This window comes from Streptomyces sp. H39-C1, from assembly GCF_027158125.1.
In the GTDB taxonomy this organism is placed as follows: domain Bacteria; phylum Actinomycetota; class Actinomycetes; order Streptomycetales; family Streptomycetaceae; genus Actinacidiphila; species Actinacidiphila fildesensis.
On record NZ_JAPVLS010000084.1, the window covers coordinates 23,927 to 44,384 of the forward strand.

Annotated in this window: 20 protein-coding genes and 2 pseudogenes; 9 read left to right on the forward strand and 13 right to left on the reverse strand. The window is 71.7% G+C overall.

Features of this window, described 5'->3' with window-relative positions; translation table 11 throughout:
* From O3W51_RS37780 to pssA, 3 genes are all read left to right on the forward strand, one after another.
* Complete coding sequence (locus O3W51_RS37780) at positions 1-1,221, forward strand: acyl-CoA dehydrogenase family protein (RefSeq protein WP_138355545.1); 1,221 nt, start codon at positions 1-3, stop codon at positions 1,219-1,221.
* 170 nt (positions 1,222-1,391) lie between these two features.
* Positions 1,392-2,039: a phosphatidylserine decarboxylase gene (locus O3W51_RS37785; protein ID WP_138355546.1), complete on the forward strand. Its 648-nt coding sequence runs from the start codon at positions 1,392-1,394 to the stop codon at positions 2,037-2,039.
* Positions 2,026-2,868: a CDP-diacylglycerol--serine O-phosphatidyltransferase gene (gene pssA / locus O3W51_RS37790; protein WP_138355547.1), complete on the forward strand. Its 843-nt coding sequence runs from the start codon at positions 2,026-2,028 to the stop codon at positions 2,866-2,868. The genes O3W51_RS37785 and pssA overlap by 14 nt, the downstream gene beginning before the upstream one ends.
* A 168-nt stretch (positions 2,869-3,036) precedes the next feature.
* Here the strand turns inward: pssA and O3W51_RS37795 are convergent, their stop codons facing one another.
* Positions 3,037-4,161 carry a glycerate kinase gene (locus tag O3W51_RS37795; protein WP_138355548.1) on the reverse strand — a complete coding sequence of 375 codons (1,125 nt, stop codon included), beginning with the start codon at positions 4,159-4,161 and terminating at the stop codon, positions 3,037-3,039.
* Between the two features lie 335 nt (positions 4,162-4,496).
* On the opposite strand from O3W51_RS37795, the gene O3W51_RS37800 reads away from it, so the two are divergent.
* From O3W51_RS37800 to O3W51_RS37815, 4 genes and pseudogenes are all read left to right on the forward strand, one after another.
* A complete protein-coding gene (locus O3W51_RS37800) occupies positions 4,497-4,676 on the forward strand; it encodes a hypothetical protein (protein WP_138355549.1) in 180 nt (59 codons plus the stop codon).
* A 58-nt stretch (positions 4,677-4,734) separates the two neighbouring features.
* A pseudogene (locus tag O3W51_RS48590) lies at positions 4,735-4,983 on the forward strand (GNAT family N-acetyltransferase); the annotation flags it as partial.
* A gap of 97 nt (positions 4,984-5,080) precedes the next feature.
* The gene (locus O3W51_RS37810; protein ID WP_232485854.1) at positions 5,081-5,269 is read left to right on the forward strand and encodes a hypothetical protein; all 189 of its coding nucleotides are present in this window, start codon (positions 5,081-5,083) and stop codon (positions 5,267-5,269) included.
* A gap of 19 nt (positions 5,270-5,288) precedes the next feature.
* The gene (locus O3W51_RS37815) at positions 5,289-5,837 is read left to right on the forward strand and encodes an NUDIX domain-containing protein (RefSeq protein ID WP_381588323.1); all 549 of its coding nucleotides are present in this window, start codon (positions 5,289-5,291) and stop codon (positions 5,835-5,837) included.
* Here the strand turns inward: O3W51_RS37815 and O3W51_RS37820 are convergent.
* Genes O3W51_RS37820 through O3W51_RS37830 form a run of 3 tightly spaced genes read right to left on the reverse strand, consistent with a single transcriptional unit; the run spans position 5,819 to position 8,617 of the window.
* Positions 5,819-7,636, reverse strand: a complete 1,818-nt coding sequence (locus tag O3W51_RS37820; RefSeq protein ID WP_138355551.1) for a gamma-glutamyltransferase family protein — start codon at positions 7,634-7,636, stop codon at positions 5,819-5,821. The two genes, O3W51_RS37815 and O3W51_RS37820, sit on opposite strands and share 19 nt — an antisense overlap.
* Before the next feature lie 7 nt (positions 7,637-7,643).
* Complete coding sequence (locus O3W51_RS37825; protein WP_138355552.1) at positions 7,644-8,141, reverse strand: NUDIX hydrolase; 498 nt, start codon at positions 8,139-8,141, stop codon at positions 7,644-7,646.
* Positions 8,142-8,149: 8 nt separating this feature from the next.
* Entirely contained in the window at positions 8,150-8,617 is a 468-nt protein-coding gene (locus tag O3W51_RS37830) for an SCP2 sterol-binding domain-containing protein (RefSeq protein WP_138355553.1), read from the reverse strand.
* Positions 8,618-8,738: 121 nt separating this feature from the next.
* On the opposite strand from O3W51_RS37830, the gene O3W51_RS37835 reads away from it, so the two are divergent.
* A complete protein-coding gene (locus O3W51_RS37835; protein ID WP_138355606.1) occupies positions 8,739-9,521 on the forward strand; it encodes a nucleotidyltransferase domain-containing protein in 783 nt (260 codons plus the stop codon).
* A 78-nt stretch (positions 9,522-9,599) separates the two neighbouring features.
* Here the strand turns inward: O3W51_RS37835 and O3W51_RS37840 are convergent, their stop codons facing one another.
* Complete coding sequence (locus O3W51_RS37840; RefSeq protein ID WP_138355554.1) at positions 9,600-10,199, reverse strand: TIGR03086 family metal-binding protein; 600 nt, start codon at positions 10,197-10,199, stop codon at positions 9,600-9,602.
* 95 nt (positions 10,200-10,294) lie between these two features.
* Between O3W51_RS37840 and O3W51_RS37845 the strand changes: the two genes are divergently transcribed.
* Entirely contained in the window at positions 10,295-11,035 is a 741-nt protein-coding gene (locus O3W51_RS37845; protein WP_269288553.1) for an SIR2 family NAD-dependent protein deacylase, read from the forward strand.
* Here the strand turns inward: O3W51_RS37845 and O3W51_RS37850 are convergent.
* The 8 genes and pseudogenes from O3W51_RS37850 to O3W51_RS37885 all read right to left on the reverse strand — a co-directional run.
* The gene (locus O3W51_RS37850; protein WP_138355556.1) at positions 11,007-12,434 is read right to left on the reverse strand and encodes a phytoene desaturase family protein; all 1,428 of its coding nucleotides are present in this window, start codon (positions 12,432-12,434) and stop codon (positions 11,007-11,009) included. The two genes, O3W51_RS37845 and O3W51_RS37850, sit on opposite strands and share 29 nt — an antisense overlap.
* Positions 12,434-13,252, reverse strand: coding sequence for an inositol monophosphatase family protein (locus O3W51_RS37855; protein WP_138355557.1), 819 nt, complete (start codon positions 13,250-13,252; stop codon positions 12,434-12,436). Before O3W51_RS37855 ends, O3W51_RS37850 begins: the two co-directional genes overlap by 1 nt.
* A 12-nt stretch (positions 13,253-13,264) precedes the next feature.
* Positions 13,265-14,785 carry an NCS1 family nucleobase:cation symporter-1 gene (locus O3W51_RS37860; protein ID WP_138355558.1) on the reverse strand — a complete coding sequence of 507 codons (1,521 nt, stop codon included), beginning with the start codon at positions 14,783-14,785 and terminating at the stop codon, positions 13,265-13,267.
* Between the two features lie 17 nt (positions 14,786-14,802).
* Positions 14,803-15,813 carry a TIGR03842 family LLM class F420-dependent oxidoreductase gene (locus O3W51_RS37865; RefSeq protein ID WP_138355559.1) on the reverse strand — a complete coding sequence of 337 codons (1,011 nt, stop codon included), beginning with the start codon at positions 15,811-15,813 and terminating at the stop codon, positions 14,803-14,805.
* A 10-nt stretch (positions 15,814-15,823) separates the two neighbouring features.
* Positions 15,824-17,236 carry a dihydropyrimidinase gene (gene hydA / locus O3W51_RS37870; RefSeq protein ID WP_269288554.1) on the reverse strand — a complete coding sequence of 471 codons (1,413 nt, stop codon included), beginning with the start codon at positions 17,234-17,236 and terminating at the stop codon, positions 15,824-15,826.
* Positions 17,233-18,564, reverse strand: a complete 1,332-nt coding sequence (locus O3W51_RS37875) for an aspartate aminotransferase family protein (protein WP_164297831.1) — start codon at positions 18,562-18,564, stop codon at positions 17,233-17,235. Before O3W51_RS37875 ends, hydA begins: the two co-directional genes overlap by 4 nt.
* A gap of 5 nt (positions 18,565-18,569) precedes the next feature.
* Complete coding sequence (locus tag O3W51_RS37880; protein ID WP_138355562.1) at positions 18,570-19,412, reverse strand: nitrilase-related carbon-nitrogen hydrolase; 843 nt, start codon at positions 19,410-19,412, stop codon at positions 18,570-18,572.
* Positions 19,413-19,612: 200 nt separating this feature from the next.
* A pseudogene (locus O3W51_RS37885) lies at positions 19,613-20,458 on the reverse strand (hypothetical protein); the annotation flags it as partial.

Here is a 20,458-nt window from a genome sequence, read left to right on the forward strand (position 1 = left end):
ATGACTCGTCTTGCTCACACCGACGGGCTGACCGACGTCCAGCGGGAGATCCTCTCCACGGTCCGCAGCTTCGTGGACAAGGAGATCCTGCCGGTCGCGACGGAGCTGGAACACCGCGACGAGTACCCCACCGAAATCGTTGAGGGCCTCAAGGAACTTGGCATCTTCGGGCTGATGATTCCCGAGGAGTACGGGGGTCTTGGTGAGTCTCTTCTCACATACGCCCTCACGGTCGAGGAGATTGCCCGGGGATGGATGAGTGTTTCCGGAATTATCAACACTCACTTCATCGTCGCCTACATGCTCAAGCAGCACGGAACGCAGGAGCAGAAGGAGTACTTCCTGCCCCGGATGGCGGCCGGTGAGGTGCGTGGCGCGTTCTCGATGTCGGAGCCCGGCATGGGTTCCGATGTGTCCGCGATCCGCACCAAGGGCGTCAGGGACGGCGACGACTACGTCATCAACGGCCAGAAGATGTGGCTGACGAACGGCGGTTCGTCCAACCTGGTGGCCGTGCTCTGCAAGACCGACGAGGGCCTGTCCCCGGAGGAAGCGGCGGCCAAGCCGCACAAGTCGATGACGACCTTCCTCATCGAGAAGGAGCCGGGCTTCGGTCCGAATCCGACGGTTCCGGGCCTCACCGTGCCCGGCAAAATCGAGAAGATGGGCTACAAGGGCGTCGACACGACGGAGATGATCCTGGAGGACGTCAGGATCCCGTCGAACCGCGTTCTCGGAGGTCAGAGCGGTCGTGGCTTCTATCAGATGATGGACGGCGTCGAGGTCGGCCGGGTCAATGTGGCGGCGCGCGGCTGCGGAGTCGCACAGCGCGCGTTCGAACTCGGGATCTCCTACGCGCAACAACGCCACACCTTCGGCAAGCCGATCATCGAGCACCAGGCGATCTCCTTCAAGCTCGCCGAGATGGCGACCAAGGTCGAGGCCGCGCACGCGATGATGGTCAACGCGGCCCGCAAGAAGGACTCAGGGCACCGCAACGACCTCGAGGCCGGCATGGCGAAGTACCTGGCCTCGGAGTACTGCAAGGAGGTCGTGGAGGACGCCTTCCGCATCCACGGCGGGTACGGCTTCTCCAAGGAGTACGAGATCGAGCGGCTCTACCGGGAGGCCCCGATGCTCCTCATTGGTGAAGGAACCGCTGAGATCCAGAAAATGATCATTGGCCGCAGGCTCCTGGAGGAGTATCGTATCCAGGGTTAAATGTCCTGATATAAGCGATATATCCGAGGTGAAGGTCACACCGAGTCATCGCTTACCGGCCATCGACTCGCCCTCGCGCTTGCCGAGTTGTGGGTGGCAACCGATACCATCTTGGTAAAGCCGCCGTCCCCAGAACCATCTTGCGGCACCCTCCGCTACGAAGGTCTTCCATGCCCCACAGCCATTCCTCTGCACCTCGCGGCCGGGTCCGCCTCGCGCGCGGAGCGTCGCCGTGGCTCCTCCCGACCGTCGCCGCCGCGGCGGTCAGCCTTACCCGCGCCCGCCGCTCCGGGCGCTGGGCGACCGTGGCCGTACCCACCACCGCCCTGGCGGCGGGCATGCTGTGGTTCTTCCGTGACCCTGAGCGAGAGATCGCTCAGGGCCGGGTGATCTCACCGGCCGACGGCGTGGTGCAGAGCATCATGCCGTGGAAGGACGGGCGCACCCGCGTCGCGATCTTCATGAGCCCACTGAACGTCCATGTGAACCGCGCACCGCTCGCGGGCACCGTCACCTCCGTGGAGCACATCCCCGGCGGATTCGTTCCGGCGTTCAACAAGGAGAGCGAGAACAACGAACGCGTTGTCTGGCACTTCGACACCGAACTCGGCGACATCGAGATGGTGCAGATCGCCGGCGCTGTGGCCCGCCGCATCGTTCCTTACGTGCCCTCGGGCACCAAGGTCGAGCAGGGCGAGCGCATCGGTCTGATCCGCTTCGGCTCCCGCGTCGACATCTACCTCCCGGAGGGCGTCCTGCCCGATGTCGAGGTCGGCCAGACCACCATGGCTGGGGTGACTCGTCTTGACCGTGATTGATCCCGACACACAGGCCCCCTGGGTGACCGAGCTGGAGGAAGAGGTCGACGACCTCCCACTCTCGACCCGGCTCTCCATCGCGGACACCCTCACTCTCGGTAACGCCATCTGCGGATTCATGGCCGTGTACTTCACGACCACCGGAGTGCTGGTGCCGCACCTCATGGGCACCGCCGACGGCGGCATGGCGCGGCACAACGCCGCGACGGCCGTGACCCTCATGCTGATGGCGTCCGTCTTCGACCTCCTGGACGGGCTGGTGGCGCGCAAGCTCCGCAGCTCGGCGATGGGGGCGGAGCTCGACAACCTGTCCGACCTGATCAGCTTCGGCCTCGCGCCAGCGTATTTCGTGGTGGTGTGGGGGCTGGTCGCGGACGACGCGCACGGCCGGGTCTCGGCGGTGGCCGCCGTCGTGGTGCTGCTCGCCGTGGTCCTCAGACTCGCGCGCTTCTCCTGCACCACGGTGCGGGACGGGGTCTTCCAGGGCATGCCGAGCCCCTTCGGCGCGATGACGGTCGTCTCCGTCGTCCTGCTGGAGCTGCCGTTCATCCCGACGCTGCTGGCGATCGTGGGTGTGGCATGGCTGATGATGAGCCGCGTCGAGTACCCCAAGCCCCGCGGTCGGCTCGCGCTGATCACGCTGGCCTGGATCTTCATCAGCATGGGCTGCCTCGCGGCCTGGACGCTGGACGTACCGGGCGGGCACCTGCTGCTCCAGACCGGTGCGGCGCTCCAGATCGTCGCCGCGGCGGTCATCCCGCTCTTCGCGACCACGCGACGGGTGAACACGTTCCGTAACAACCGCCGTGAGGCACGCGCCGAGCAGTGACGGCGCCGCCGCCGAGCGCGCGGTACAGCAACGAAGGGCCCCGGGCGATCCGCCCGGGGCCCTTCGCGTTCCTCGCCCATGGTTCTCCGCCGTCCAGCTGCGCGGCTGAGGGGCGGACAGCAGTAAGGGCGGGCCGGAGGTTTTCCGGCCCGCCCTTGCCGCGTTGCGTTACGGCGCCAGGAAGTCCCGGGCCAGGGCCTGGGCGACGCGCTCCAGGAGGGGGCCGGCCTGTGCCATGCAGACGGCCGGGTCCGGCTCGATGTCGGTCAGGGCGTAGGCGCGGCGGATGCCGGCTCCGCCGAGAGCGCCGGGGGCCAGGGCGAGCCGGCCGCAGACGGCGACGACGTCGATGTTGCGGGCGCGGGCGGCCTGCGCGACGCCGACCGGGGCCTTGCCGTGCAGGGTCTGCTCGTCGAGCGAGCCCTCCCCGGTGATCACCAGGTCGGCGCGGTCCAGCGCCTCGGCGAAGCCGAGGACGTCGAGCATGACGTCGATACCGGGCCGGAAGGCGGCGTCGAGTCCGACGAGCGCTCCATAGCCGATACCGCCCGCGGCGCCGGCGCCCGGTGCCTCCGCGGCATTCGCCGCGGCGGAGCCACGGGCCTCGGTGAGCACCTCGACGAACCGTCCGAGGGCGGCGTCGAGGGTGGCCACGTCCTGCTCGGTGGCGCCCTTCTGCGGACCGTAGACGGCCGCGGCGCCCTTCGGGCCGAGCAGCGGGTTGTCGACGTCGCTGGCGAGCACCACCTCGGTGTCGGCCAGCCGCGGGTCGAGCCCGGAGAGGTCCGCGGTGGCGAGGGCGGCCAGCGCCCCGCCGCCGGGACCGACCGGCGCTCCGTCCGCGTCGAGCAGACGGGCCCCGAGCGCGACGAGCATGCCGGCCCCGCCGTCGTTGGTGGCGCTGCCGCCGACGCCGAGCACGATGGTGCGCGCACCGTCGTCCAGCGCGGCGCGCAGCAGCTCGCCGGTGCCGTGGGTGGTGGCCGTGAGCGGCGCGAAGACGCCCTCCGGCAGGTGCCGCAGGCCGGAGGCCTCGGCCATCTCGACCACGGCGGTGGTGTCACGTACGGCGTACGTGGCGGTCACGGGCTCGCCCAGCGGCCCGGTCACCTGGAGCTCACGGCGCTCGAAGCCGGCCGCGACCGCCGCGTCGACGGTGCCGTCACCGCCGTCGGCGACCGGCAGCGACTCGACCGTCAGCCCCGGCACCACGTGCAGCAGGCCGGCCGTGACGTGCTCGGCGACTTGCACCGCGGTCAGCGAACCCTTGAACTTGTCGGCGGCGATCAGCACGCGCCCCGTTGTGTGTCTTGCAGCGTCGGACACGTTTACTCCCCATCCGATACGGAACATCGCGCCGCTCGGACCATATCCCGCCATCGGCCGCCTGCCCATGGCCGGTCCAGCGCGCCACCCCCGCAAACCACAAGATTCACGACCATAGCGGGATGTCCTGAACGGTGACGGCATGGCACGGGAGCACGCTCCCGCCCCTCCGTACCGGGCGCCGAGCACCGCCGGGGACAGGCCGCGGCACGACCGGGAGAGCGTGCGCCTGGAGTGCGCGAGGGCGCTGGAGCTCTGGCGGGGCCGGCCGCTTTCTGCGGTCCGCCGAGGGGTGCCGCGAGGTGGGCGACCCGTTCTACGAGTCCCTGGCGCTGACCGACCTCGGCGAGACCCGGCTCGCCGCCGGCGATCCGACCGGCGCACGGGAGGCCTGGCGGCAGCCCCTGGAACTGCTGGACACGCTGAACCACCCCGACGCCGAGGGCGTCCGGGTCCAGCTGAAGGCCGTGGACGGCCCGTGACACGCCCGCCGGGCATATTCGTTTGCGGCGGCCGGGCGCGGTGCGCAACAGTTCGCCGGTGCTGATCCGACGTGAGCGACCCACCGACATCGACGCGATCCGCGACGTCATCGCCGCCGCGTTCACCAAGCCCGGCCAGGCCACCGGCAGCGGCACCGTCGAAGCGCTGCTGGTCGACCGGCTCCGGGCGGACGACGCGTGGCTCCCCGAGCTGTCGCTGGTCGCGACGGACGAGGAGGAGCGGGTGACCGGGCATGTGCTGGCCACCCGCGGCCATGTCGGCGGGACACCCGTGCTCGCGATCGGCCCGCTGGCGGTGGCTCCCGGCCACCAGCGGTCCGGCGTCGGCAAGGCCCTGATGGCACGCCGCCCTCGGCGCCTGCGACGCGCTGGGCGCGCCGCTGGTGATCCTGCTGGGCGATCCCCGCTACTACGGACGGTTCGGTTTCCGGCTCGCCGAGGAGTACGGGATCACCCCCGCGGTGCCCGAGTGGCGGCCGTACTTCCAGGTCCGGACGCTGGCCGGCTACGATCCGGCCGATCCGGCACTGCGTGGCGCGTTCGCCTACGCCGCGCCTTTCGACGACGTCTGAGCCGCGTAGGTTGGGGTCCGTGACCCAGGACTACGCCTCATACATCGCCGGTCTGCCGAAGATCCTCGCCGGAGCGGCGGTGCTGTTCCGTGACGGGGCGGGCCGTGTGCTGCTCGTGGATCCCAACTACCGCGAGGGCGAGAAGAAGTGGATTCTGCCCGGCGGGACGATCGAGTCGGGGCAGGACGAATCGCCCCGGCAGGGTGCGCGCCGCGAGGCCACCGAGGAGATCGGCCTGGACATCACCCCCGGCGCGCTCATCGCGATCGACTGGGTGACCGGCCCCGGCCAGCCGCCGCTGGCGGTGTACCTGTACGACGGCGGGGTGCTCGACGGGGAGCAGCTCGGCGCGATCCAGCTGCAGAAGGAGGAGCTGGACGCCTGGAACCTGGTCCCTCTCGACCAGGTCGGCACCTTCGTCCAGCCGGGTCTGGAACGCCGGATCCGCGCCGGGTTCACCGCGTTGATGGCCGGCACCGGGCCCGCTGAGCTGGAGAACGGCCACCGGGTCGGCCCGCCGGCAGCGGTGGATCACACCGGCAGGACGGGTCAGCGGCCGACCGCGTAGCCCTGCATGCCGCGCGGGTTGGCGCCCGCGGAGAGCACACCCGTCGCGGGGTCGCGGGCGACCGCGCAGAGCCGGCCCTCCGACCAGGGGCCGCCGACCGTCACCTGGTGGCCGCGGCGCCGCAGTTCGCCGATCGCCCGCTCACCGAGGCGCGACTCGACGGTGACGCTGCCGGGCCGCATGGCACGCGGATGGAACGAGCCGGGGAAGCTGTCGGTGTGCCAGCCGGGCGCGTCGATCGCCTCCTGCAGTCCGAGCCCGCCCAACGCGACGGCCAGGAAGAAGTGCAGCGACCACTGGTCCTGCTGGTCGCCGCCGGGGGTGCCGAACGCCAGGACGGGTTCGCCGTCGCGCAGCGCGATCGACGGCGACAGTGTGGTGCGCGGACGGCGGCCGGGCGTGAGGGAGTTGGGCAGTCCCTCCTCCAGCCATGTCATCTGCAGCCGGGTACCGAGCGGGAAGCCGAGTTCCGGGATCAGCGGGCTGGACTGCAGCCAGCCGCCGCTGGGGGTGGCGGCGACCATGTTGCCCCAGCGGTCGACGACATCGACATGGCAGGTGTCGCCGCGGGTGCGTCCGTCGGCGGCGACGTCGGGCGCGGCGGTCGGTCCGGCGGCAGATCCTGCGGCGGGTTCGCCCGACGCGACGGTCGGTTCGCCCGTGCCCGGTGCCTGCGGTGTGCTGTCGACGGTGAAGCGCGGCAGCCGGGGCGCGCGTCCGTCCGGGCTGCCGGGGCGCAGCTCGTAGGACGCGTCGGCGCCGATCAGTGCCCGGCGCCCGGCGTTGTACGCGGGTGACAGCAGCGCGCCGACCGGGACCTCCGCGGCGTCGCCGTACCAGGCCTCGCGGTCGGCCATCGCGAGCTTGGCGCCTTCGACCAGGGTGTGGACGTAGCCGGGCTCCTCGTAGCCGAAGCCGTCGGGCAGCAGGGCGAGCTGCTGCGCGAACACCGGGCCCTGGCTCCACGGCCCCGGTTTGCAGACCGTCCAGCCGAACCGGTCGTACGTCAGCGGGGGTTCGTAGCGGGCCTCGTAGCCGGTCAGGTCATCCCCGGTGAGCGTCGAGGCGTGCCGTTCGCCGGAGGTGTCCATCGCGGGGCGGGCCGCGGCGGCGGCCAGCGCCTCGCCGATGAAGCCCGAGCGCCAGATCCGCCGGGCGGCCTCGATCCGCTCCTCCCGCCCGCTGCCCGCCGCCTGCGCGTCGGCCTCGCGCAGCAGGCGCCGCCAGGTGGCGGCCAGGGCGGGGTTCCGCAGCAGGACGCCGGGCCGCGGTGCCCGGCCCGCCGGCAGATAGAGCGCGGCGGAATCGGTCCACTCGGTCGCGAAGAGGGTTCGCACCGCCTCCACGGTCGCGCCGATCGCCGCGACTGCCGGATGCCCGTGTGCGGCGTAGCCGATGGCGTACTTCAGGACCTCGGCCGGGGACTTGGTGCCTTGGTCGCGCAGCAGCACCATCCACGCGTCGAACGCGCCGGGCACGGCGGCGGCCAGCAGTCCGGTGCCGGGCACCAGGTCGAGCCCGAGGCTCCGGTAGTGCCCGACGGACGCTCCGGCGGGGGCGGGGCCCTGTCCGCACAGCACCCGCACCGGACCGCCTGCCGGGGCGAGGAGGATCGGCACCTCGCCCGCGGGACCGTTCAGATGCGGTTCGACGACGTGCAGCACGAAGCCGGCGGCCACCGCAGCGTCGAAGGCGTTGCCCCCGTCCTCCAGCACGGCCATCGCCGACTGCGACGCCAGCCAGTGTGTCGAGGAGACCATGCCGAAGGTGCCCTGGAGGGTGGGCCGGGTGGTGAACACCGGGCGCCTACACGGCTCGGGGGCCGGCATCGGCGATGAACCCGAGCTCGACGGGACGCTCCGGCGGGCCTTCGTCGCGCAGCCGGGCGAGCAGCTCCGGCAGCTGCGGCGGCCACAACGCCTCCGTCGTCGCCGCGAGCTCCTCCGGGGTCCACCAGCGCCATTCCAGGATCCCGTCCTCCTGGTGGACCCCGCTCACATCACCTGTCGGCGGCCTGCGCGGGCCGCTGCCGAGGAAGATGTGCTCGAACTGCCGGACCGGCACACCCGCCCGGGTGAAGTCGTGCTCCCAGGTGCACAGCACAGCGCCGGGCTCGACATCCGACCAGCCGGTCTCCTCCAGCACTTCTCGCAGCGCCCCCTGCACGGGGGTCTCCCCCGGGTCGAGACCGCCACCGGGCATGAGCCAGTGGACGCCGACTTCCTCGTTGTCCGACCTGAGCAGGAAAATCGCTCCGGCCGGGTCGAGCACCGCGACTCTCGCCGCTTGCCGGGGTATCCGCATCTACACCCTCACGCCTTCGGTATGTCGAAGAAGTACGTCAGTCCGCCGGCGAGGCGGATGTCGCCCTGGATCTTGAGCTTACGGGTGAAGAACAGCGCCGGGCCAGAGGCGTTGCCCGACGCCAGCTTGAGGAATTCCGGGGCGGCCATGGTGAGGGTGAGCTGCGGATCACGGCCGCTGTCCTGCCGGGAGACCGTGCAGGCGCCGTCGGCGATATGCGTCTCGTAGACGTCGCGGGCGTCGTCGCCGTTGGTGATCCGCCACCGGATGAGCGCGTCGCGCTTCCCCGCGACGTCCGGCTTGAAGAGGGTCTCCATCCGGTTGAACACCTCGTCGAGCACGCGCTTGCGCTGCGGCCCGCTCATCAGCTCGGCGATCCGCCGGACGGGCAGCTCCTTGACGATGCGGGCGAATTCCTTCGGCTCGACCGTACCGAAGTCGAGCGTGTCGAGGTCGAGATCGCCGATGTCGGCCATGCCGGGCACCACCCTTACTCCAGAGTAAGTTTACTGGTGGGTAATCCTAGAGCCGCCACTCTAGGCTGGCAACGTGTCCCACGATTCCTCCCTTGGCGCTGAGAACTCCACGGTGCACGCGATGGCCGAGCGGCTGGCCGGCGTCCCGGGTATCGCCGGTGTGCTGCTCGGCGGCAGCCGGGCCCGCGGCACCCACCGCCCGGACTCCGACTGGGACCTCGGCCTGTACTACCGGGGCGAGCCCGACACCGCGGCACTGGCCGCCCTCGCCGCGGAGTTCACCGGCGGACCCGTCGAGGTCGCGGGCCCCGGCGGCTGGGGACCCTGGGTGAACGGCGGCGCCTGGCTGACGGTCGACGGGGTGCCGGTCGACTGGATCCTGCGCGACCTCGACCGCGTCGAGCGCGTCTGGGACGACTGCCGCGCCGGCCGCTACGAGGTCGGCACCCAGCCCGGCCACCCACTCGGCTTCTGGTCCCCCGCGTACCCGGGCGAGGTGGCGCTGGGCCGCGTACTCGCCGACCGGGACGGGGAGTTGACGGCGCTGCGGGAGCAGACCCGGCTCTATCCGGAGCCGTTGCGCGCGGCGCTCGTCGCCGCCGCGTGGGAAGCGGAGTTCTCGGTGGCCGGAGCCCGCAAGTCCGCCCGCGCGGGCGACACACTGCATGTCGCGCTCTGTCTGTCCCGGGCGGTCGGCGTCCTCACCCAGTCCCTCCACGCGCACCACCGCGCCTGGTGCCTCAACGAGAAGGGCGCCCTGGCGGCCGCCGCGGCGCTCCCCGGGACGCCCCCGGAGTTCCGCAGCCGCGCCGAGGACGTTCTGACCCGGCTCGACGATCCGGCGGCCGCCGTCGAAGCAGCGGCCGCACTCGTCGCCGACACCCGCGACCTGCTCAACTCCTAGAACTCCGAGAACTCCCAGAGGCGGAACAGGCCGCGGGTCCGGAACGGCGTCAGGCGCCCGGCAGCCACTGCGGGCAGATCAGGCGTCCCGCGGCCACTGCGGGGAGCGGCCCAGTATCGCGACGATCCGGTCGAGCGGATCGCCCGTACCGCCGTCGGCCACCGCGGGCCCGAACGCCGCTCCGGCGGTCAGCCGGCTCTCTCCCGCCGGTACCGCCGCGGCCACCGGCAGCGCCGCCTCCAGCACCTCCGGGTCGAACTTCGCGTCGACGCCGAGCGCCCGCGCGACATCCCAGCCGTGCACCACCGTGTCCACGAAGTGGAATCCGATCGCCACCGGCGCCGGGAAGGGCCGCCCGTCGCGGACCTCCGGCAGCCACCACCTGCGGTCCAGCACCCCCGATTCGCTGAAGGCGGCCGCCACATCGGCGGCCGACGCCGCGAACGCCCCGGCCGGGTCGTCCCCCACCGGCCGGTCGGCGAACACCGACCGGTCCTTCGTCTCGCCCCGCGCCGCCGCCGCGAAGCCGTGGTTCTGCCCCACCATGTGCTCCAGCAGCCGCCGCAGCGTCCAGTCCCCGCACGGCGTGGCCACGTCCAGCCGGGTCGATCCGATCCTTCCGGTGATCTCTTCCGCCGTCCGCAGCGCCTGCCGATGCAATACCCGAAGATCCGTCATACCCGAAACCGTAGCCGCCGGGTACGACAACGCGGTGGGCCGGCCGCGGCGGAAACCCGTTCGTCCGCACCCATGTTGGGCCCTACGCTGCGGAGATGAGCAACCGCAAGCCCCTCGTGGCGATCCTGAGCGGGGCCGGTATCTCCACGGACTCGGGGATTCCGGACTACCGCGGCCCCAACGGCCTGTGGCGGCGCGACCCCGGTGCGGAGAAGCTCGTCACCTACGACACGTACATGGCCGACCCGGACATCCGCCGCCGCGCCTGGCTCATGCGGCGCGACAGAGAGACCTGGCACGCGCGCCCCAACGCCGCGCACCTCGCGGTGGCGGAGCTGGAAAAGTCCGGCGTCCCGGTCCGTGTCATCACCCAGAACGTCGACGGGCTGCACCAGTTGGCGGGGCTCCCGGACCGCAAGGTGTTGGAGCTGCACGGCACGGCCCGCGCCGTCGTCTGCACGAAGTGCCATGCGCGCAGCGGCATGGACGTGGCGCTGGAGCGGGTGGCGGCAGGCGAGCAGGACCCGCCGTGCCTGGTGTGCGGGGGGATCCTGAAGTCCGCGACGGTGATGTTCGGGCAGCGCCTCGACCCCGAAGTGCTGGCGCAGGCGATGGCCATCACGAAGGCGTGCGACGTGTTCTTCTCCGTGGGCACGACGCTGCGGGTGCAGCCCGCCGCGTCACTGGCGGGCATCGCGGCCGAGCACGGGGCGCGGCTGGTGATCGTGAACGCGGAGCCCACGCCCTACGACGAGTTGGCCGCCGAAGTGGTGCGGGAGCCGATCGGTACGGCGCTGCCCGCGCTGCTCAGCGCGCTCGCTTCGCCAGGGACCTGAGGACGGAGCGGGCCGCGTGGTGCCCGCTCATGCCGTGCACTCCGGGGCCCGGCGGGGTCGCGGAGGAGCAGAGGAAGACGTTGGGGCGGGCGGTGGCGTACGGGTTCCAGGCGATCTTCGGGCGCAGCACGGTCTGGAGCCCGGCGAAGGCACCGCAGGCGATGTCACCGCCGACGTAGTTGACGTTGTGGGCGGCGAGTTCGGCCGGACCGGCGACGGCGCGGGCCAGCACGAGGTCGCGGAAGCCGGGCGCGAAGCGCTCGATCTGCCGCTCGACGGCGTCGGTGGCGTTGCCGTGCCAGCCGTGCGGGACGTGGCCGTAGGCCCAGAAGACGTGCTTGCCCTGCGGGGCGCGGGACGGGTCGACGACCGTCGGCTGCGAGGTGATCAGGAAGGGGGTCTGCGGCGGCCGGCCGCTGACCGCCCGGTTGAGCGCGTCGCCGATCTCCGTGTACGTCGGGCCGATGTGGACCGTGCCGGCCCGGCGGGCGTCGGGCGCGCTCCAGGGGACGGGACCGTCCAGCGCGTAGTCGATCTTGAAGACGGACGGGCCGTAGCTGAAGTTCCGGTAGGCGTCGCCGAGTCCGGCGATACGGGCCAGCGCGGTCGGTGACGTGTCGAAGACATAGGCCCGCGCGGGCGGCAGCTCGTCGAGCTTGCGCACCGTCACACCGGTGTGGACGACGCCGCCCTGCTCCGTGAGGTACGAGGCGAGGGCGTCCGAGATCGCCTGCGAGCCGCCGCGTGGAATCGGCCAGCCGCCCGCGTGCGCGGCCAGCGCGAAGATCAGGGCGGTGGCACCGGTCAGCGGCGAGCTGAGCGGGGTGATCGCGTGCGCGGCCAGTCCGGCCAGCAGGGCACGGGCCTTGGGGTCGCGGAAGCGCCGGGCCAGCAGGGCGACCGGCGGCAGCCCGGTCAGGCCGAAGCGGACGAACCGGTAGGGGTCGATGGGTACCCCGCGCCACTGGGGCCGCAGCAGGTCGGCGGCCATCGTGTTCCAGTGGCCGATGTACGGGGCCACCAGCCGCCGGTAGCGGACGGCGTCGTGCGCGCCGAAGGACGCCGCGGTCTCCCCCACCGAACGCGACAGCAGCGCGGCCGTGCCGTCCGGGAAGGGGTGCGCCATCGGCAGCTCGGGGTGCAGCCACTCCAGGCCGTGCGCGCGCAGCGGCAGCGCCTTGAACGCGGGCGAGCCGGCGCCCATGGGGTGCACCGCGGAGCACGGGTCGTGCCGGAAGCCCGGCAGCGTCAGCTCCTGGGTCCTGGCGCCGCCGCCGATCGTGTCCTCGGCCTCGTAGATCTGTACGGACAGGCCCGCGCGGGCCAGCTCGGCCGCGGCCGTCAGCCCGTTCGGCCCGGCCCCGACGACCACCACGTCCACTACTGCGGTCCGGCTCATCACGCGCCCATCAGCTCGATGATCCGCCGCGCGGTCTCCGCGTCGCGGGCGATGGAGAACGGCAACGCGTTGCCTCCGGGGATACGGAACGGCTCACCGGTCACCGTCAGACTCGCGCCGCCGGCCTCGGTCACCAGGAGGAGCCCGGCGGCGTGGTCCCAGGGCAGTTCCCAGAAGAAGGCGACGCCGTCGACGCCGCCTCGGGCCAGCTCCAGGTACTCGATGCCGGCGCAGGTGCACGAGCGGGTCGCCGCGCCGGCCGCCTCCAGCCGGCCGAGCAGCACCCGCTCCTGGTCGGTGCGGAAGACCGGGTTCGACGTCGAGACCCGCAGGGTGCCGTCCGGCGCGGCGGCCGTGTGCATCCGCTGCCCGTTGAGATACGCGCCGGCGCCGCGCCGCGCGGTCGCCATCAGCCCCCGCTCGGGGACGTAGGTCCAGGACGCGAGCGGCTCGCCACCCTGCACGAGGGTGACGAGCGTCGCGTAACCGTCCTCGCCGCGGACGAAGTTGGCGGTGCCGTCGACCGGGTCGACGACCCACACCGGGTCGTCGCCGTCCAGCCGCTTGAGGACGCCGGGGTCGGCGCTCACCGCTTCCTCGCCGACCACCACGGAGCCCGGCAGCAGCGCGGTCAGCTCCTCGGTGAGCCGTTCCTCCGCCCGGCGGTCGGCGGTGGTCACCAGGTCGTAGGGGCCGTTCTTCTCGATCACGTCCTCGGCCGCGAGCCGCCGCCAGCGCGGCGTGACCTCCTCGGCGACCACGCTCCGCACCACCCGCTCGACGGCGGCGAGCAGCTCCTCGTTGACCTCGTTGACCATGCCTCCATCAAATCAGACCGGGGCCGCGTCCTGTCGTACGGTTCGCCGGAGCAGGGGGTGCATGAGGGCCGTGTAGAGGACGAGCGCGGAGCCGAGACCCACGGCCCAGCCGTAGTCCGCGAGCGGTTTGAGGAACGGGATCATGCCGTCGGCGGGGAAGGGCCCCTTGCCGGGCTCCGAATGGGAGCCGCCGACCGCCAGCACCCCGCCGACGACGAAGGCCGCGACCGCCCGCCAGTTCCAGCCGGCGGTGTACCAGTAGCGGCCGCCGGGGGTGTAGAGGTCCACCAGGTCCAGGACGGTGCGGCGGATGATCCAGTAGTCGGCGATGAGGATGCCCGCGACCGTTCCCAGCAGCCCGCCGACCACGCCCAGCCAGGTGAAGATGTAGAACTCGGGGGTCTCGATGAGCTTCCACGGGAAGATCACCACACCCACCACTCCGGTGATCATCGCCCCGGTGCGGAAGTTGATGTACTTCGGCGCGAGGTTGGACAGGTCGTAGGCCGGTGACACCACATTGGCCGCGATGTTCACACTGATGGTCGCGATGAGCACGGTGACCAGCGCGAAGACCAGGCCGAAGACGTTGTCGGTCTTGGCGGCCAGCTCGACCGGGTTCCAGATGGCCGCTCCGTAGACGGCCTGCGATCCTGAGGTGACCAGCACCGACAGCAGCGCGAAGAACGTCATCGTCGTGGGCAGGCCCAGCGACTGGCCCCAGATCTGGGCCCGCTGGCCGGCGCCGAAGCGGGTGAAGTCGGGGATGTTCAGCGACAGGGTGGACCAGAAGCCGATCATGCCCATCAGTGAGGGGAAGAAGACCGGCCAGAAGTCGCTGCCCCAGCCGAGCTTCGACGGCTGGTCGAGCAGCGGCCCCAGGCCGCCGGCCTTCACCGTGATCCAGATCAGCAGCACGACGGCGCCGACGAGGACGAACGGCGCGGCCCAGTTCTCGAAGCGCCGCAGCGTGTCCATACCCCGGTAGATGATGGCCAGTTCGAGGGCCCAGAAGACCACGAAGCACAGCCACATGGTCCACGGGTAGCCGCCGATCTTCCCGACGTCCGCCCAGCCGCCGCCGAAGATCTTGCCGAGCAGGACGAATATGCCCTGCCCGCCGATCCAGGTCTGGATGCCGAACCAGGCGCAGGCCACCGCCGCCCGCACCAGCGCCGGCAGGTTCGCCCCGCGGAGCCCGAACGAGGCCCTGGCCAGCACCGGGAACGGAATGCCGTACCGGGGTCCCGCGTGCCCGGTGAGCAGCATCGGGAAGAGCACGATCACGTTCGCCAGGGCGATCGTGAAGACCGCCTGTTTCCAGTCCATGCCGAGCGCGACGAGTCCCGAGGCGAGCGTCCAGGAGGGGATGTTGTGCGCCATCCCGATCCACAGCGCGGTGAAGTTGTACGTCGTCCACGTACGGTTCGCGAGCGGGACGGGCAGCAGGTCCTCGTTGGCGAACCGGGTGTCCGGCAGGGCCGCGTCGGCCGGCAGTTCGACGCGGTCCCCCGGGCTTGCGGTTATGGTCATCGGCACCTCGTCTCAGGTCAGCTCAGCGCGGGGATGATGTGCTCGCCGTAGGCGTCGATGGTCGACTCCTTGGCGTCGTGCATGTCGTACAGCGCGAACTGGTCGACGCCCAGGCCCCGGAGGTGTTCGAGCTTGGCGAGATGCGCCTCGACCGGGCCGAGCAGACAGAAGCGGTCGACGATCTCGTCGGGCACGAAGGCGGTGTCGGGATTGCCCGAGCGGCCGTGGTGGGCGTAGTCGTACCCCTGGCGCTGCTTGATGTACGCGGTCAGCTCGTCGGGCACCAGGCCGGAGTGCTCGCCGTAGCGGGAGACGAGGTCGGCGACGTGGTTGCCGACCATGCCGCCGAACCAGCGGCACTGCTCGCGGGCGTGCGCGAGCTGTTCGTCGCTGCCGTCCGTGACGTAGGCGGGCGCGGCGACGCAGATGGTGATCTCGGACGGGTCGCGGCCGGCGGCCGACGCCGCTTCCCGCACGGCGTGGATCATCCACTCGGTGAGGAACGGGTCGGCCAGCTGCAGGATGAAGCCGTCGGCCTTCTCACCGGCCAGGGCGAGCGCCTTGGGCCCGTAGGCGGCCATCCAGACGGGCAGCTTCCCGTTCTCCACCCATGGCAGCCGCATGGGCGTGCCGTCGACGGACGCCTCGCGGCCCTCGGCGAGGTCGCGGATGACGCCCATCGCCTCGCCGACGCGCGCGAGGGTGTTGGGCTTGCGCCCGGCGACCCGCATCGCCGAGTCGCCGCGCCCGATGCCGCACACCGTGCGGTTGCCGTACATGGAGTTGAGGGTGGCGAAGGTGGACGCGGTCACTTCCCAGGTGCGGGTGCCGGGGTTGGTGACCATCGGGCCGACGATCAGTTTGCGGGTGTGTTCGAGGATGCGGCTGTAGATGACGAAGGGCTCCTGCCAGAGCACGGCGGAGTCGAAGGTCCAGCCGTGGGTGAACCCGTTGCGCTCGGCGCGGCGCATGAGGCCGACGACACCGGAAGCGGGCGGATCCGTCTGCAGGACGAGGCCGAAGTCCATGGCGCTGCTCCTAGATGAGGTACTGGCAGGTGCTGCGCGGGGTGTACTGGCCGTGGCCGGCCCGCCCCACGTACGTCCGGTCGGTGATCACGGGCTCGCCGCGCGACAGGACGCTCTCGACCCGTCCGGTGAGCCGCTTCCCCTCGTACGCCGAGTAGTCGACGTTCATGTGATGGGTCTCGGCGGAGACGACCTGCTCGGCGTGCGGGTCGTAGATGACGATGTCGGCGTCGGCGCCGGGCGCGATGGTGCCCTTGCGCGGGTAGAGGCCGAACATCCTGGCCGGGGTGGCGCAGGCGATCTCGATCCAGCGGCGCCGGCTGATGCGGCCGTCCACGACGGCCTGGTGCAGCAGGTCCATCCGGTTCTCGACGCCCGGCAGCCCGTTGGGGATCTTGGAGAAGTCGCCGCGGCCGAGGTCCTTCTGCCCGGTGAAGCAGAACGGGCAGTGGTCGGTGGAGACGACCTGCAGGTCGTTGGTGCGCAGCCCCCGCCAGAGCGCCTCCTGGTGCTCCTTGGGGCGCAGCGGTGTGGAGCAGACGTACTTGGCGCCCTCGAAGCCCGGCTCGGCGAGGTTGTCGGTGGACAGGAAGAGGTACTGCGGACAGGTCTCGCCGAAGACGTTGAGGCCCCTGTCGCGGGCCTGCGCCAGCTCGGCGAGCGCCTCCTCGGCCGAGACGTGCACGACGTACAGCGGGGAGCCCGCCACCCGCGCGAGCTGGATGGCGCGGTGGGTGGCCTCGGCCTCCAGCAGGGCCCTGCGGACCTCGCCGTGGTAGCGCGGGTCGGTGTGCCCCGCCGCCAGCGCCTGCTGGACGAGGACGTCGATCGCGATGCCGTTCTCGGCGTGCATCATGATCAGGCCGCCGTTGCCGGCCGAGCGCTGCATGGCGCGCAGGATCTGGCCGTCGTCGCTGTAGAAGACGCCGGGGTAGGCCATGAACAGCTTGAAGCTGGTCACACCCTCCTCCACCAGGACGTCCATCTCCTTCAACGTGTCCTCGTTGACGTCGGAGAGGATCATGTGGAAGGCGTAGTCGATGGCGCACTGGGCGTCGGCCTTGGCGTGCCAGGCGTCCAGGCCGGAGCGCAGCGAGTGGCCGACGCTCTGCACGGCGAAGTCCACGATCGTCGTGGTGCCGCCCCAGGCCGCGGCCCGGGTGCCGGTCTCGAAGGTGTCGGACGCCGCGGTGCCGCCGAACGGCAGCTCCATGTGGGTGTGCGCGTCGACGCCGCCCGGGATGACGTACTTGCCGGCTGCCTCGACGATGCGGGCGTCGCCGGTGGTCCAGCTCTCCGCGACGGCCGACTCGTGGGCGGCGAGGGCCACCACCCGGCTGCCCTCGATCAGCACATCGGCGTGGATCTCCTCGGCGGCGGTGATGACGAGTCCGCCACGGACGACGGTGCGTTCGGTGCTCATGACCTTCCTCCGGCGAGCTTGTCCTGGGTCTGCCTGAGCGCGTCCGCGAGGGCGCTCGCGCCTTCTTCCGCCTCGGCGACGCTGAGCGTCAGCGGCGGCGCGATCCGCAGCGCGTTGCCGGCCCGGCCGCCCTTGCCGATCAGCAGCCCGTACTCGCGGGCCGCCTCCAGCACCAGGCTCGCGGCCTGCGCCGACGGTTCGCCGGTGTCGGGTTCGACGAGTTCGATGCCGAGCATCAGACCCCGGCCGCGCACCTCGCGGACGATGGGCAGCGCGGCGCTGATCGCCTCCAGCCGGGACTTGAGCAGCCCGCCGACCCGGCGGGCGTTGCCCTGCAGGTCGTGGTCGACGAGGTACGTCAGGTTGGCCAGCGCGCCCGCGGTGGTGATCGGGCTGCCGCCGAAGGTGGAGATGGAGTTCGCGGTCAGGCAGTTCATGACCTCGGCGCGGGCCACGACACCGCCCATGGACATGCCGTTTCCGATGCCCTTGGCGAACGTCAGGATGTCCGGCGGGCCGGCCTGGTCGTGGGCCTGCCAGCCCCAGAAATGGTCACCCGTCCGGCCCCAGCCGGTCTGCACCTCGTCGGTGATCCACAGGATGCCGTGCCGGTCCAGGACCCGCTTGAACGCGGCCAGCAGCCCGTCCGGCCCCGAGGTGAAGCCGCCGACGCCCTGGATCGGTTCCGCGATCAGCGCCGCGACGCTGCCGTTGGCCTGGCCGAGGATGTCCTCCAGGTCCTCGACGCAGGCGGCGGTGAACGCGGCGTCGTCCAGATGCGCGTACGGGCCGCGGGAGCGGACGCCGCCGTGCACGTACAGCGTCTGGAGCGGGGAGAGGCTGGTCGGCGACCAGGCGGAGTTGCCGGTGATGCCGATCGAGGTGAACGAGCGGCCGTGGTAGCTGTTGCGCAGCGCCAGGACCTGGTTCGAGCCCCGGTAGGCGGTGGCGAGCAGCAGGGCGGTGTCGTTCGCCTCGGTGCCTGAGGTGGTGAAGAAGACCCGGGCGTCCGGGATGCCGGACAGCCGGGCGATGCGCTCGGCCAGGTCGACGGTCTGCCGGCTCAGATAGAGCGTCGAGGAGTGCAGGATCTTCCCGGCCTGCTCGGTGATGGCGGCGGTGACCTCGGGGAGGGCGTGCGCGGTCATCGTGGTCAGGATGCCGCCGAAGAAGTCGAGGTAGCGGTTGCCCTCGGCGTCCCAGACATGGCGGCCCTGGCCGTGGGTGATCTCGATGGGCTCGCTGTAGTACGTGGCGAGCCAGTCGGGCATGACGGCCTGGTGGCGGGCGTGCAGGGCGGAGTGCAGGTTCTCGGTCACAGTGGCCATAACGATCAGGCCTCCGTGAGGTCGCCGTAGGCGTCCGGCCTGCGGTCCCGGTAGAACGCCCACTGCTGGCGCACCTCGTCGATGAGGTCGAAGTCCAGGTCCCGGACGACCAGTTCCTCCTTGGTGTCGGAGGCGACCTCGCCGACGAACTTGCCGCGGGGGTCGACGAAGTAGCTGGTGCCGTAGAAGTCGTTGTCGCCGTACTCCTCCTGGCCCACCCGGTTGATGGCGGCGATGAAGTACTCGTTGGCGACGGCGGAGGCGGGCTGCTCCAGCTGCCAGAGGTAGGCGGACAGACCGCGGGAGGTCGCCGACGGGTTGTAGACGAGCTGGGCGCCGGCCAGCCCCAGGGCGCGCCAGCCCTCGGGGAAGTGCCGGTCGTAGCAGATGTAGACGCCGATCCGGCCGACCGCGGTGTCGAAGACGGGCCAGCCGAGGTTGCCGGGCTTGAAGTAGAACTTCTCCCAGAACCCCTTGACCTGCGGGATGTGGTGCTTGCGGTACTTGCCGAGGAAGGTTCCGTCGGCATCGATGACCGCGGCGGTGTTGTAGTAGAAGCCGGACTGCTCGACCTCGTACACCGGCACGACGATCACCATGCCGGTCTCGCGGGCGAGCGCCTGCATCCGCTGGACGGTGGGTCCGTCGGGGACCGGTTCGGCCCAGCGGTAGTGCTCGGCCTCCTGGACCTGGCAGAAGTAGGGGGCGTTGAACACCTCCTGGAAGCCGATGACCTTGGCGCCCTGGGCGGCCGCGGCCCGGGCGTACTCCTCGTGCTTGGCGATCATCGACTCGGTGTCACCGGTCCAGGTCGCCTGGACGAGCGCGGCACGCACAACGTTGCTCATGAGCAGCTCCTCTGACGTGGCATCACGTCCGGTCTACGCACGTAGATTCCGGCCGTGTGGAAGAACGTAGAAGCGCCTTACCCGCTCTGGCAAGACCGCTACCGTTACTTGACCGGGTCGATCACGTTTCCAGCCCGACCGGGGCAACCGGCGGCCGCTCCGGCAGTCCGGCGTGCTCCCCGCCGGTGATTCCGGCGCGCTCACCGGTCCGGCAGACCCGCACGGCGCAGGGCGGCCGCGATGTCCCGGCGGCGCGGCTTGGAGATCGACGCCGCGACCGCCAGCAGCGGCGCGGCGAGCCCGGGGTACGCGCCGGCGACGGCCGCGGCCTCCTCAGGCAGCCGGGTCCTGACCACGGCGCCCAGGAGTATCCCGGCCGCCTCGCCCCCGTTCTCCTCGTACAGCGCGGCCGCCAGCACCGCGACCTCGCCGGCGGGGCGTGCCGCGGCCTGGTGCAGCAGGGTGCGGCAGTCGTCCGTGCGTCCGGCCTGCGCCAGGGCGGCCGCGGCGGCGGCCAGCCGGTCCGGCGGCAGGCCGGCGACCTCCCCCAGCAACGTCGCGACATCCGCCGCCAGACCGGCGCGTTCCAGCTCACGGGCCAGCACCGGCAGCGCGGCGGCCGGGCCTGCCGCCGCCTCGCACAGCACCACGTACGCCTCCCCGCCGCGCCCGGCCCGGCGCAGGCCGCCCAGCCGGGCCGCCTCGCTGCGGGCCTCCGCCTGCCGCGGCCCGGCATCGGGCGATATCTCGGCGGTCCGTGGCGGTGCAGGCTCGGCGGCGGCACCGGCGAAGCGCGCGCCACGCGGTGCGGGTCCAGCCGCCGGGGCACCGGTCGCCGCGGGGCCCTCCTGCCGGGGCGCCTCGGACGTCGCGTCGTCCGCCGCGTCCAACGGCTCGTCGAACGCCGTCGCGAACCGGGCACCGCGCGGGCGTGACCCGGTACCGCGTCCGGACGCCTTGGGGCGGCGCTTCGCACGCCCGGCCGGCGCGGCCGGTGCGACGGGTTCGGCGCTCTCTTCCGGTCCGGCGGCGGAGCTCTGCTGCCG